Below are 13879 nucleotides of genomic sequence, written 5' to 3'. Positions count from 1 at the left end.
CGATTTTCTGCGTCATATTCGTTCGACATAGCCCGCTATGCCTTCACAAATAGTCCTTAAAACTCAATATTTATAAGCGATCTGAGCAATAAATTTTACGTCGAACTCAGGTTAATAGGTTAAGGCTCCCAAATTAAGCGGGTAAACATACTAAGTCCTTGTTCTGTGCGAGTGATGGGTATACCCGCTACTATACCAATTTTTATATCGTTAGAAATATCCAGGCGCATCTGCGGACGAAGCGTGCAATCCCACTGTTCATTATCCACGTAATTATTTATTTCTAGGCCAACAAAATTATGGCTATCTGGTATCATGTAATGGAAGTTGGCGTGTAATTCATAAATAAAGTCCAAATGGGCATCGTCAAAATGATGAACGAGTATTGGTCCGGTATACAATAGTGTGTGGTAATATTTTTGCCAGCCTTTTGCAGCCACCAGAAAAGGATTGTATATAGCACCTTCGATTAGTGGATTACCAAAATTTCTGAAATCAGAGAATTCAAACTCCTGCATGTAACCCAAAGCCATTGAGGTGTGGTGTGGCTCACTAACCCAAAAGGTCCATTGGGTAGCTAGCTGTAAACTTTCTAGTTTATTAGCTGGCAAAGAGTCGTTTGGTATACCCGTTATGGGGGAGTAAAATGAGAATGGTAGTTCAATCTCCAGTCCCCAACGATCGGCTACAGCCCACTCGTACTCTACCAAAAACTCATAGCTGTCAAATGTTTTATTATCCGACAAGCCAAAGCCAACATTCCATTCTTTTTCACCTTTGTGGGCACCTAAGTCACGGATGAGGTCGATGTACAATGGTTCGGCATGATCGAGCTTAAGTGGTTGGTCGGAACTTTGATCACTTGCTTCCTGGGCAGTTAAGCCAATGGCAGGCAAAAAAAGTAGGAGGAGTAGTAGTAATCGACTCATTAGCTATGGTGTAAGTTGGAAAACTGTTTATACAAACATGGATATTAAACAAATGTATTAAAAAGTAACTTGGAGGTAAAGTTGAGAGCCAAAAAAAGGCAGCCACATGGGCTGCCTTTAATAATGAGGTGTGATATATCTTAGTTCTCTTTAGGAACAAAAGTAACTTCAATTTTATCAGCTTTCTTAAAGAATTTCTTCGCTAGCTTTTTAATGTCTTTAGCGCTCATGTTTTCTACAATTTCTTCGTAGTTAGATGCCAAGTCCATGTTAACACCATGCACGTAATAATTGCGAATGTTACCCATCCAGTAAGAATTCTGGTCTTTGCTTTCGGCACGACTTTTTAGAATGTTTTTGCGTGTTTTATCTAAATCATCTGTTGTAGCACCTGATTTGATCATTTTGTCGATTTCGGCGTACACTAATGGTATTAGATCACCGCTGCGTTCTGGGTCGCAATCGAATTGAATCATAACTGATCCTTTAGACTGTGGATAGTGGTTTGCTGATGCATTGACACCAACGCCATATGTTCCACCTTCTTTTTCGCGGATGCTTTCTGTATATCTCAAACGAAGCACAGCACTGATAAATGAAAGACCAATGCGGTTTTCCGGCGTGTAATCCAATTCGTTGTTATAGATGATTTGAACAGTTGCTTTCGGCTCTGCTAATTTTACTGGAATAGTCTTTTGTGTAATGCCTTCAGGACCATTCACCTTGTTGTCTCTCCAGTTTTCTTTTGTGTTGTTTGATGAAATAGCACCAAGATATTTAGTTGCTAAAGCTTTAGCAGCATCTTTTTCTATGTCACCAACAATAAAGAATGTAAAGTCCGATGCATTGTTAAAGCGTTCTTTGTAAATCTTCTCCATGCGGTTGAACGATACTTTTTCCAGGTATTCAGGGCCAAAAATAATATTACGCTCGTGGTAATTTGAACGAATTTGGCTAATGCTGTCCTGCATTATCTTTTTAGGGTCGTCACCCATGTTGGCTACATAAGCCTTGTAACGACTCATTAATGCATTGTATGCTTCCTCGTCAAAACGTGGCTGCTCAAAATGTAAATAAGCCAGCTGCATCATCGTTTCAAAATCTTCGGTACGGCAGCTTCCGTTAATGTATTCTGATAAACCACTGATGTTAAACTGAACTTTCGCATTTTTACCCGTTAAAGCTTTTTGCAAAGCAATAGCATCGTAGTTGCCAATTCCAAAGGCAGGTACAAAGTCAGATGCCATGTTAACAGATGGAAGGTCTGCTACATCATACAAGGAGGAACCACCTTTACTGTAACTGCTTAATGCCACCTGGTTTTTGTTATAGTTAGCATAGCGGTATACAACTTTTGTATTGTTATTTAAAGTCCATTCAACTGCATCAAATTCTGGTAATGCACGCTCTGAAACAATTTTACCTTCAACTGGTAATTCCTCAACCAATGATGAGCTTACTACTTCATCCACATAGGCTGTAATGGCGTCATTATTCTCAACCTTCTCAATAATGGCAAACGCTTCTTCCTGATTCAAATGCTCTACACCTTCTTTTTCAGGTCCAGAAATAATAACTACACGGTTCTCTTTCGTGTACATACTGTTGAAATAAGCTTTTAACTCATCAGTTGTGATTGTTGGGATAACCGACTGAGCAAATTTAAATTCGTACTCAATGCCAGGCATTGGAACGTTTTCAAGATATAGACTCGCAATTTCCTTACAATAACTATCGTGGTTAATTTTGTCGCGTTGCTTGTAGTAATTCTCATAACCCATTAGCATTTGAGTTTTAGCACGCTCAAGTTCGCCCTCCGAAAATCCAAAACGTTTCACACGCTCAACTTCAGTTAATATCGACTCAAAGGCCAATGCTTCCTCGTTTTCTTTGGCTGTTGTACCAATGCTTAATAAGGATACTGTACGCGGGTAATCTGAAAAACTAACATAGCCATTAATAAAAGGAGGATTTCCTTTCTGTAGTAGCTCGTTAATACGTGCACCAATCATCGTTCTGATAAGGGTGCGCTTGTAGTTTGTTTTTAATGTATTGTGGTTTTTATCGGAAGAAGCTTCTGCTTCGTGACGTACATACATTGATACACTAGATCGTGTACTTTCTTTGTCTAACGCAAGTTTAAAAGTTGTTTCTGCTTTAGGCTCAACTTTTACTTCGTAGCGTTCTTTAGGATTATCAACAGCAGGTATTTTTGAAAATAATTTAATTACCTTTTGCTCCATTTCTGCTGCGTCAAAATCACCAACAATGGCAATCGCTTGCAAATCTGTGCGGTACCAGTCGTGGTAAAAACGACGTAACTCATCGTATTCAAAACCTTTGATAACATCCAGTTCTCCAATTACATCGCGCTCGCCATACTTCGAATTATTAAGCAATGCAGGCATTGTTTGGTTGCGTGTTCTAAAGCTGGCATCACGACGTGTACGCCATTCTTCTGAAATTACCCCTCTCTCAGAATCAATTTCTGCTTCCTCAAGCGATAAATAATTCGACCAATCGTGTAAGATTAGTAAGCAGGTATCCATTAGTCCATTAGGCGCTACAGGAACATTTGAAATGTTATAAACAGTTTCGTCCTGAGCAGTGTAGGCGTTAATGTTGCGACCAAAAGCAATACCATGCTTTTCTAAAGTAGAGATAACTCCTTTACCAGGAAAATTCTCGGTGCCGTTAAAGGCCATGTGCTCAAGAAAGTGAGCTAATCCATCTTGTGAATCATCCTCAAGAATACCACCAACATTTTGAATGATGTAAAAGCTAGCACGCTCTTTTGGTTCTTGATTATGACGGATGTAGTACGTTAAACCGTTATCTAACACCCCTGTTTTAATTGATGGGTCAACTGGCACAGGAGCATTTAGGTCGTACTGTGCATTCGATGTACTGCTTATTACAAATAAAGCAAATACAAAAAATAGTAACTTTTTCATGTATTCAATTTTCGCCTGGCGTAAGACTTATACTAGTGCCTACGCGCATTTTATATTATTTGTTTTTACTCTAATAAGGTTTCCTGATTGGGACAGGTTATAAGTGATGGTTCTACACTTATTAGGAGACAAATATATCTTTTTTAAAGAGGCGAAAACATGATTATTTGCACACACGGGTTAGTATTGCAATAGCTATACTAACCTGTGTGGTAAAAGGCTTAAAGCGTAGTAAGTACAAAACGCTTCTTATTTTAATTGTTCGATTACCTGTTTTAATTCAGCGACGTCAGGGAATGTTTTGTTCATTTGAATAGCCAAAGGTTTAGCTTTAGCAGTCATCTTGTTGCTTAGGTAAAAACGAAGTAATTCAGCATTACTGTTGTAGTCATTAACAATTGCAATTTCCTTTTTTAAGTACAATTCGGTGTTAGCCTTATCCCCTTGGAATTCGAACATCATAGCAATATTATGCGCTACCCGAGCACGTTCTGGCTGCAAATTATGAGATCTTATCAGTTGTTTTAAAGACGCATCATACTTTTTCATTTCTGAAAGTAATAAACCGTATGAATACCTGGCTTGTGCATCTGTGGGCTCGTGTTTCAGGTAGTCTTCGAAAAGTAAGGCCGCCTTGTCATTTTTCTGAATGCGGTTGTACAGGTAAGCTAAGTTTAATTTCACAAAGTGTAACTCTTCATCCTGCTTAAGAGCTTTAAGGTAAAATTGCTCTGCCGGACCGTATTCTGCTTTGTTGTAATAGAAATTGGCCAGATTAAATTTACCAATTGGGAAGTCGGCATTGTACAAAAGTATCTGCTCATATTCCGAAATGGCTATGTCAAAAGCCTTTTGGTGTTTCTGAGGTATTTGCTCTAGTCCCAAACTAGATAGGATACGAGCTGCCTCTGTTCTTACCGCTTTTGTATCGTCAACCAGCATTGGATAAAGTAGATTGATGTCTTCTTCACCTGCCACTTGAATAGATCTGATAGCCGCCACGCGCATATCGGGGTATAGGTTGCTTAAATAGCTTTCCACCTCGTGTTTCAATGAGTCTTGAAAGAAGTTACCCAAGTACTGAATGGATAATGCACGTATGCTATGCGGATACAATTCATCATTAATAATGCCTTTTAAACGACCTAAGGCATGTGCTTCGCCATTGCGAGCATCATCAAAGGCCTGGGCAAAATGATAGGTTCTACTTTCCCCGTACCATTTGGTAATGTAGTTTTCCGACCACTGATTGCTCTTGTCGGCATGGCATTGATTACAGGCGTTGGGTACATCATATTTAATGGATAAATCGGGGCGAGGGACTCTAAAACTATGATCACGACGATAATCAACACCCATATAATATTGTCCGTGCATGTGGCAATTAATGCAAAGTGTTCCAGATCCTACATCAAATTTAACTCCTGAATCTGAAATAACAGCGTCGCCTGGCATGCCTTCCGTCTTATGGAAATGGTGGTCAGGGGTTTCGTATACATCTGCGGTGTGGCACTGAAGACACAATTTGTTGTAGTCATCGCCAAATAATAGTTGACCACTGTGCACATTGTGGCAGTCGTTACACTGTACCTCTCGCTCCTTGGTATACATTTTACTTTGGATAAAGGAGGCATACACGTAATCTTCATCCTGTATCTGTCCATCTAAGTGCCAGGTTGGTATATCCGGCAAATTGGGGATAATGTGGTTGTGAATATTTTGGGTGCTGTAATCAAAATCACTTAAGGAACTTCTTCGCGAATGACATCGGGCACAGTTATCTACATATTGTTCATTGTTAATACCACTTGTTTTAACGGGTAAGCCGTAGTTTTCAAAATCATCACGGGCATATTCCGGCAGTGCAGCCCAAGTAAGGTGGTTCGACGATGGTCCATGACAGGCCTCGCAGCTCACGTCAATTTCTGACCAGGTGGTGTTGTAAGTGTCGGTATGTGGATCGTAATTTTTCTGCAGGTTAGTTGAATGGCAATCGGCACACATGCTGTTCCAGTTTTGCGCCTGGTTGGTCCAGTGCAACCAGTTGTTGTGGTGTATGTCCTGATCGGCATAGGTTGAATCTGCCATATGGTACCAAACGCTATCAAGCGTATTCCATGTTAAAGGTAGAGTTTGTAGTCGGCCGCCATCAAACTCCACTAAAAACTGTTGAAGAGGCGTAAAACCAAACACATATTTAATTTCAAAATCTTCCATGGTGCCATTTTCACCATCCGTATTCACCATAAACTTACCATCTTGCATAAAGGCACGATGTGTCATGCCATTGCCCTCAATGGTAACATTGTTGAAGTTAGCTAATACCGTTGAGTCATTGGCTTCGTCCATGGCTCTATCGTGGTGCGATCCTTTCCAATCGTTGTATTCAGGCAAGTGACACTCAATACAAGTGTCGCCTCCAACAAATTGAGGTTCAGCATTGGCTGTACTTGTGTCTGTATCTGAGTAGGTTTTGATTAGCAGGTAAGCTGGAAATAGCAAGATAAGAGCTCCCACCAATGCCAGCATAAGGTTGTTGTATTTTTGAGTGTTAATCATCTTAAGCATAGGTTATTTGTGAGCTATTATATTTTGCTCGTTTTACAGGAGTAGCAGTATCTACAAATATTTCTCCATTTTCGATGGTGATATTGTAAAGGTCCAGTGCGCTTGTTGCTGGAGGAGCTAGTACCTCGCCATGCTTGTTAAATGCTGATGCATGACATGGACAAAGGAATTTGTTATCGGAGTTTTTAAACTGTACAGTACATCCTAAATGGGTACACTTAGTGGAGATTGCTAAAAAACCACCATCATCCAATCGGGATAAATAAAAACGTTCGGTACTAAACGGATACACTCTTCCTTTTTCGAATAGATCAATGTCGCCAGCAGCAAATAAATTGCTCGACACTTTTGTTTCTCCCCCTTTTTTAAGCAGGTTGACAAACACATATACTAACTCCAAAGAAACAAGGGTAATTATTGCTTTCTTAATGAAGCTTCGACGAGTTATTTTTTTTATAATATCCATATATAGTATGCTTATGCAAATAAATGCATGCCTTCACCTCTCATTAAACTTCCTACAACAGTCATTACCAGATAACCAGTTAGCAATATGCTTACTAAACCAATAATTAACTCTAGTTTGCCAGCTTTTAGGTGTTTTTTCATCATTAAAATAAAACCAAAAGTTGGTAACACGTAAAGTAGTAGTGGTAATAGGCCAGTGGTAATTAAAACGGGTGCATCGGGCATCCAACTTTGAAACTTTAAGAGGTACTCCGTTGAAACAATAATGAGCATTGTAAAAACTGTAGAGTATATGGCCGACCAAATTGTTACTTTTTTTCCAACACTGGTGTTAAACCAAACTCCCACATTCACCTGTAAATCTTTTACAAACGGAATGTAGATCAGAAAAGCTGTTACTATAACCGGAACAATAAAGATCCCAAAACTTGGGTGCATGTGTAGTAATAACTCCTGAAAACCCATGAAATACCAAGGAGCTTTGCTCGGGTTAGGGCTCTCCAGAGGATTCGCTTTTTCTAGTAGGGGAGCATCAATCAGCATTGAGAATAGTATGAGTATTAAAATAAGAGAGAGAGCTACAACAATTTCTTTATAAACTAATTGAGGGGTGGTAGGTACCATCTCTTTTTTTGATGAATCGGCAACGGTTACACCTTTTGCTTTTCGAACTAACCAAAAATGGATACTCATTAGAAATACCATCAACAATGGTAATAAACCAGTGTGAAAATGATAAAACCTGAGTAGCGTACCTTCATTTACTTCGGCACCGCCTCGCACCAAATTAGCAAGTGGATCACCAATGAGAGGTATGTAGCTCAGCATGTTGGTCATTATGGTAACAGCCCAATATGCCAATTGATCCCAAGGCAGCAAATAGCCTGTAAAGTTAGACATGATTACTAAGAACATGATTAACAAGCCATACAGCCAATTCTTTCGTCGCTCATTGAAAATGGATTGACTATAGAATACCCTTATGACATGCAAAAATGAAACAATGACCAATAGCATACCGCACCAATAGTGCATGTTACGTAATAATTGGCCAAAAATAACTTCTTGTTGCAAGTAAAGGATAGAATCATAAGCTCCTTTCTCCGATGGAACATAAACAAAGCGTAACAACATGCCTGTTATAAAAAGCAGTACGAAAAGCAGTGCAGCAATACCTCCAAGGCCAAATGTACGGGTGTACTTAATAGATTGCGCATTTACCTTAGGCGGGTGAAGATGCAATAAGAATTTTGTAATCGCTTTTTGTGTACCAGGTTTGTTCATACCTCTAAATTTAGTGCTAAAATAACAGCATTTTTTTTAACAGCGATATTACTGCTTATTTGTTCCAATTAATTGTGTGCCTAACGGCAAAATGGAATATGTGTGTTACAATTTGATCGTAATCTTTTCCAACTTTTGTATGCTCGTAAAAGTAGTTCATGTCGGCACTAAGTTTTGCACTAAATTGATAACCAAGTCCAAGCGTGTATCTGCCTCTAACCCAAAATACATCTTCTGCCTCCTGGTAAATATTAAAATTAAATTCAGCCGATGCTCTATAAAATAGTGATTTGGGTGTAATTGTTTTGCCATCGAAACGGGCACTATGCATTACCCTGTATCGCAGTCTAACTTTTGATTTTCTATAATCACTATCGGAATAGGTAAAAAAGCGCTCTTCCAAACGAAAGCGGTGTTTTAAAACAGAAGACTGAAAACGCGGATAATTGACATGAAGCGTTTGGTGTGGGCGCAACTCATGACTGGTTAGATCGAACTTTTCCTTTGTTTCACCATCGTCAATTTCGTCGAACAGATGAACGCGATTATACATAAAACCCAAATCAACCTTGTAGAAATCATTAATATTCCGCAGTATACTTCCTCTGTACCCCCAACGTGTCCAAATATTATTACCCAAACCAATGTATGCCCCTAAATCGAGGTTTACAATGTATTGGTCATTCAGGCGGTGGCGTTGTACATATATTGTGCGGAGTTCCCCATCTCCATCTAAAAGTCCTAAATCTAAATCTACCTGTGCAAATAAACCGTTGGCAGCCAATAAAAACAATAAGGAGATTGTTAAATACTTCTTCATTCTTTTCAAACAAACTCAACCCAATTGTATTCGGATTGTTATAATTCAATAATAGCTGCAAAGATATTAATAATCGTTTTTTAATAGTCCATAAATATTGAGATATGTCATATAATAATTACCCAATAATAGCCGTAGGAGCGAGTATTACATCAATTAGTTTTATCCGAACCTTGAGGTCACATGGTGATAAGCGAAAAGTATTGCTCATTAATGGTGAGGATCGCCTGCCTTACAAGCGTACAAAAATTAATAAAAATATGGTGCGTGGTTTTGATAAGGATGAATTTAAAATTGCTGATGAGAAATGGTACTCAGAAAATAATGTTGACTTGATTTATGATAGAGTGATTGATGTTGATCAGGAAGTTAAAAAAATACGCACACGAAATAATGTGGAGTATAGCTATGATAAACTGCTCATTTCTACCGGAGCAGTGTCCGTAATACCTCAAATCAGCGGTGTTGAGAAAAAGGAAATTCATGGTGTTCAGAATGCTCATGATGTGGAGCGTGTCTTAGAAAAAAGTGGAACTAAAGATCGTTTTTTAATAATTGGAGGAGGGGTTGAAGGTATTGAAACTGCTGACCAGCTCATACGTAAAGGGAAGAAAGTAATTTTGGCAAGTAGAATGAAATTACCTTTGCAGAAATTATTTCCCCCAAAAATAAGTGCTACTCTGAAAGATGCCATGCTGCAAAAGGGAGTTGAGTTTCTATCAGGCGTATCAGTTTCCTCCATACAACATATTGATGGAGCTTACAAGGTTAATCTTCAAGGCCAGGTTTATCAATTTGATGTGATTGTTGCATGTACAGGGGCAGTGCCAAATATTGATTTGGGCAAAAAGGCTGGTTTGGAAGTAGAACATGGTATTGTGGTGGATGAATATATGCAAACCAGTAATAAAGATATTTTAGCCGCTGGAGATGTTGCTCAGCATGCGAGAGGAGTTGTAACTGGTTTATGGCATGCAGCTGAACACCAGGGAGCATTGGCTGCATATAATATTCTTAAAAAGCCACAGGCGCATACTTTACCACCTTATCGATTAAAAACAGAAGTGTTTGGTTTATACCTTTTCTCCGGAGCCTACGAAGATGTTGTGCCCGGAGTTGATACTGAGGTTGAAGAGCATCACGGAGCCATTACTCGCTTTTTGTACTATATGGATGAAAGCCTAAAGGCTGCCGTATTTGTTAATGATCAGGAGCGTGCCAAGACTTATCAAAAAGCCCTTATGGAAAGGTGGAATAAAGATAAAGTTGAGCAGGAATTACCTTTGCCACCGGCAATGAGTTTTTCATTGTTTTCATCATAGATACCGAACTTATTTTAAAGAATTTAAAGAAGTGTCTTCTATCATTTTTTTAATTGCATTTGGTTTTTAAATTTGCGGCAAGAAGAATAACCAAATAAATTAAACCAATTTGTCCATGATTAAAACCATAGATACAGGTGTTTTCTCCGAAATTGGAGAATTAGAAGGTGTAATATTACACACACCGGGTAAGGAAGTGGAGAATATGACACCTTCAAATGCGGAGCGTGCTTTATATAGTGATATTCTGAACCTGTCGGTTGCAGTAGAGGAGTATAGACAATTTTCAGGTGTGTTAGATAAGGTAACACAAACGTTTCAGGTTAAAAATCTTTTAGCTGAAATTTTAGAGCAGCCTAAAATCAAGTTAAGTCTCATTGAAAAAATTTGCACTTATGAGCAGGTTTTAAACATCAAGGAAGATTTACTTGATCTTCCGGCTCCAGAATTAGCTCGTCAACTGATTGAAGGTGTTAACCTGAAAACAGACTCACTTACGACTTTTTTGTCTGATGATCGATACTCTTTACGTCCCTTACATAACTTCTTTTTCACAAGAGATGCCAGTGTAACGATGTACGATAAGGTTTTGATTTCGAAAATGGCGAATAAGGTGCGTGAGCGTGAGGCCATTGTTATGGAGGCAATCTTTAATCATTCAGCTCGTTTTAAAACGCAAACTGTCAATCCTTTGAATTTCTATAACGTGGGAACTGAAACCATGATAGAGGGAGGAGATGTTCAAATTGCTCGTGAAGACATTTTGGTGATTGGAAGCAGTGCCAGAACTTCATCTCAAGGAATTGATTTCATAGTTAATCAATTGAAGCATAAAAAAGAGCGTCATTATGTTGTGGTGCAAGAATTGCCTGATACACCAGAATCATTCATTCACTTGGATATGGTGTTTACATTCCTAGATAAGGATGCTTGTATGGTATACGAACCACTAATTATGAAAGATAGTCGCTATAGCACTATTTTAATAACGATAGACAATGGTGAAGTTCAATCTATTGAGAAAAAAGAGAACTTGGTTTCTTGCCTTAAAGGATTAGGAATGGATATGAAGCCAATCTGTTGTGGCGGATCAAGTGATATTTGGACACAAGAGCGTGAACAATGGCATAGTGGGGCTAACTTTTTTGCCATGGGCCCAGGAAAAGTGTTGGGTTATGCACGTAATGTATATACCATGGAGGAAATGAATAAGAATGGCTTTGAAATTATTAAAGCCAACGATGTTATTGATGGAAAAATTAATTTAAGTGAATACGAAAAGTATGTGGTAACCATTGGTGGCTCAGAATTGTCGCGAGGTGGTGGTGGTGCTCGATGTATGAGTATGCCAATTCGACGTAAACCTGTTAAGTGGTAATTCTCACTTTTTAAAATATTAAAGAGGGCTTATTTCAACAAATAAGCCCTCTTTGTTTTATGTATTAAATTGTTAGTTCACTATTTCCTGAACCAAGTCAGATGCTTCTTTAAGCGTAATAGCAGAGAATACCTTAAGGCCTGATTCATCTATAATCTTCTTACCGCCTTCGGCATTGGTTCCTTGTAATCTTACGATAATTGGGATATTGATCTCGCCAATATTTTTGTATGCTTCAACCACACCATTGGCTACACGATCGCATCGAACAATACCTCCAAAAATATTAATAAGAATAGCCTTTACATTAGGGTCATTTAAGATGATTTTAAGTCCAGCTTCAACGGTTGTTGCGTTGGCACCACCTCCTACGTCTAGGAAGTTAGCTGGCTCTCCACCCGACAGTTTGATGATGTCCATGGTAGCCATTGCTAAACCAGCACCATTTACCATACATCCCACATTACCATCCAGCTTAACAAAGTTAAGGTTGCTTTTACTTGCTTCTGTTTCAGCAGGATCTTCCTCAGCAAGATCTCGCATTGCTGCATAAGCAGGATGACGGAAAAGGGCATTGTCATCAATATCTACTTTGGCATCAACGGCCAATATTTTATTATCAGATGTTTTTAAAACAGGGTTAATTTCAAACATGGATGAGTCTGTTGATACATATGCTTTATACAAAGCAGTCACAAACTTGGTCATTTCTTTAAATGCCTTACCAGAAAGTCCCAGGTTAAAAGCAATTTTTCTAGCTTGAAATCCTTGGAGCCCAATGCCTGCATCTACTTCTTCTTTGTGAATAAGATGAGGTGTTTTCTCTGCAACCTCTTCAATGTCCATTCCTCCTTCTGTCGAATACATGATGATGTTGCGTCCCGTTTCTCGGTTTAATAAAACGCTCATGTAAAATTCATCCGTTTCTGTTTCACCAGGATAATACACGTCTTGTGCAATAAGTACTTTACTCACTAATTTACCCGACGGCCCTGTTTGATGAGTTACTAGGTTCATCCCTATAATGTCAGTGGCTCTTTGTTTTACTTCATCTAATGATTTTGCCAGTTTAACACCACCACCTTTACCACGGCCTCCAGCATGAATTTGAGCTTTAACAACCCACCACTCTGTTCCTGTGTCTTTGTTCAGTTGTTTAGCAGCTTCAATAGCTTTGTCTGGAGAGTCGGCAACAATGCCTTCTTGTATGGCTACTCCAAAAGATTTAAGGATCTCCTTTCCTTGATATTCGTGTATATTCATAATTTTTTGGGATTTAGTAATCCAATGTTGGGTACGATTATTATTCAATTACCTATAAAAACAGGAATAGTGCTATTTTTGTTGTAAAAAATAAGCAGAATGAGAAAATTAAGAACGAGCGAACTCAATCGATTAACTGTTGAAGAATATAAAAATGCTACTCAACTGCCTATTGCTGTTGTGATGGACAATGTACGAAGCCTAAATAATGTTGGTTCAGTATTTAGAACTTCTGATGCCTTGAAGGTTGAGAAAATTATTTTATGCGGTATTACAGCCACTCCACCTAATAAAGAAATTCATAAAACAGCATTGGGTGCCGAAGAATCTGTAGACTGGTCCTATTCTGAAAATACTGAAGAAGCCGTTCGAGCTCTACAAAATGAAGGGTGGACCGTATGTTGTTTGGAGCAAGTTGAAAATAGCACTTCGTTGCTTGATTTTGCGCCAGAAAATGGGCAGAAGATTGCTATTGTGTTAGGGAATGAAGTGAAGGGTGTGCAGCAGAAAGTAATCGATATAAGCGATGCTTGCATTGAAATTCCACAGTATGGTACCAAGCATTCTTTTAATGTGTCGGTTAGTGCTGGTATTGTTTTGTGGGAGCTTTTTCGTAAGATGCTATAGAAAGGATTTTTATTATACGAAACGAGCTATGAAAATTGCTTCGCGCTCAGGAGTATGATCGGTTTTGGCGAGTTCCATCCCGATAAATCTGGACAAGTAGTGACAATAAGAACGAAATTTAAACGTACAAAAAAGAGGGTGTCCAAAAACGGATTCCCTCTTTTTTCGTTCATAATCAATTGATTACAGCTGAGTTAGTTTGTTCATGTGCCTGATATTTAGTATCTTAAAAGCATGAAACAAATCAATTTCAAGCCCTATAATCA

10 protein-coding genes are annotated in these 13879 nt (G+C 38.7%); 3 read left to right on the top strand and 7 right to left on the bottom strand.

Going from position 1 to position 13879, the window contains the following annotated elements; all coding sequences use genetic code 11:
* Positions 1–119: 119 nt before the first annotated feature.
* The 6 genes from FNN09_RS13070 to FNN09_RS13045 form a co-directional block, all read right to left on the bottom strand.
* A complete protein-coding gene (locus FNN09_RS13070; protein ID WP_143302817.1) occupies positions 120–929 on the bottom strand; it encodes an HAEPLYID family protein in 810 nt (269 codons plus the stop codon).
* A 140-nt stretch (positions 930–1069) separates the two neighbouring features.
* Positions 1070–3883 carry a pitrilysin family protein gene (locus FNN09_RS13065; RefSeq protein WP_143302816.1) on the bottom strand — a complete coding sequence of 938 codons (2814 nt, stop codon included), beginning with the start codon at positions 3881–3883 and terminating at the stop codon, positions 1070–1072.
* A gap of 249 nt (positions 3884–4132) precedes the next feature.
* Entirely contained in the window at positions 4133–6442 is a 2310-nt protein-coding gene (locus FNN09_RS13060; RefSeq protein WP_185968987.1) for a multiheme c-type cytochrome, read from the bottom strand.
* 1 nt (position 6443) lies between these two features.
* The gene (locus tag FNN09_RS13055; RefSeq protein WP_143302814.1) at positions 6444–6917 is read right to left on the bottom strand and encodes a ubiquinol-cytochrome c reductase iron-sulfur subunit; all 474 of its coding nucleotides are present in this window, start codon (positions 6915–6917) and stop codon (positions 6444–6446) included.
* An 11-nt stretch (positions 6918–6928) separates the two neighbouring features.
* The gene (locus FNN09_RS13050) at positions 6929–8203 is read right to left on the bottom strand and encodes a cytochrome b N-terminal domain-containing protein (RefSeq protein ID WP_143302813.1); all 1275 of its coding nucleotides are present in this window, start codon (positions 8201–8203) and stop codon (positions 6929–6931) included.
* A 55-nt stretch (positions 8204–8258) separates the two neighbouring features.
* A complete protein-coding gene (locus FNN09_RS13045) occupies positions 8259–9023 on the bottom strand; it encodes a DUF2490 domain-containing protein (RefSeq protein WP_143302812.1) in 765 nt (254 codons plus the stop codon).
* A 104-nt stretch (positions 9024–9127) separates the two neighbouring features.
* On the opposite strand from FNN09_RS13045, the gene FNN09_RS13040 reads away from it, so the two are divergent.
* Together FNN09_RS13040 and FNN09_RS13035 are read left to right on the top strand one after the other, a co-directional pair.
* Positions 9128–10345 (top strand): NAD(P)/FAD-dependent oxidoreductase, encoded by a 1218-nt coding sequence (locus FNN09_RS13040; RefSeq protein ID WP_143302811.1) that lies wholly within the window; start codon positions 9128–9130, stop codon positions 10343–10345.
* A gap of 115 nt (positions 10346–10460) precedes the next feature.
* Complete coding sequence (locus FNN09_RS13035; protein WP_143302810.1) at positions 10461–11723, top strand: arginine deiminase family protein; 1263 nt, start codon at positions 10461–10463, stop codon at positions 11721–11723.
* A 72-nt stretch (positions 11724–11795) separates the two neighbouring features.
* Here the strand turns inward: FNN09_RS13035 and sucC are convergent, their stop codons facing one another.
* A complete protein-coding gene (gene sucC / locus FNN09_RS13030; protein ID WP_143302809.1) occupies positions 11796–12986 on the bottom strand; it encodes an ADP-forming succinate--CoA ligase subunit beta in 1191 nt (396 codons plus the stop codon).
* A gap of 99 nt (positions 12987–13085) precedes the next feature.
* Between sucC and FNN09_RS13025 the strand changes: the two genes are divergently transcribed.
* Positions 13086–13613, top strand: a complete 528-nt coding sequence (locus tag FNN09_RS13025; RefSeq protein ID WP_143302808.1) for an RNA methyltransferase — start codon at positions 13086–13088, stop codon at positions 13611–13613.
* Positions 13614–13879 lie beyond the last annotated feature (266 nt).

This window comes from Carboxylicivirga sp. M1479, from assembly GCF_007097485.1.
Lineage (GTDB): Bacteria > Bacteroidota > Bacteroidia > Bacteroidales > Marinilabiliaceae > Carboxylicivirga.
This window is presented reverse-complemented; position numbering and strand designations above follow the sequence as displayed.

Coding starts and splice junctions, on each gene's coding strand:
- FNN09_RS13050 (WP_143302813.1), bottom strand. CDS start 8,203: ATGAACAAACCTGGTACACAAAAAGCGATTACAAAATTCTTATTGCAT.
- FNN09_RS13040 (WP_143302811.1), top strand. CDS start 9,128: ATGTCATATAATAATTACCCAATAATAGCCGTAGGAGCGAGTATTACA.
- FNN09_RS13070 (WP_143302817.1), bottom strand. CDS start 929: ATGAGTCGATTACTACTACTCCTCCTACTTTTTTTGCCTGCCATTGGC.
- FNN09_RS13065 (WP_143302816.1), bottom strand. CDS start 3,883: ATGAAAAAGTTACTATTTTTTGTATTTGCTTTATTTGTAATAAGCAGT.
- FNN09_RS13045 (WP_143302812.1), bottom strand. CDS start 9,023: ATGAAGAAGTATTTAACAATCTCCTTATTGTTTTTATTGGCTGCCAAC.
- FNN09_RS13060 (WP_185968987.1), bottom strand. CDS start 6,442: ATGATTAACACTCAAAAATACAACAACCTTATGCTGGCATTGGTGGGA.
- FNN09_RS13055 (WP_143302814.1), bottom strand. CDS start 6,917: ATGGATATTATAAAAAAAATAACTCGTCGAAGCTTCATTAAGAAAGCA.
- FNN09_RS13025 (WP_143302808.1), top strand. CDS start 13,086: ATGAGAAAATTAAGAACGAGCGAACTCAATCGATTAACTGTTGAAGAA.
- sucC (WP_143302809.1), bottom strand. CDS start 12,986: ATGAATATACACGAATATCAAGGAAAGGAGATCCTTAAATCTTTTGGA.
- FNN09_RS13035 (WP_143302810.1), top strand. CDS start 10,461: ATGATTAAAACCATAGATACAGGTGTTTTCTCCGAAATTGGAGAATTA.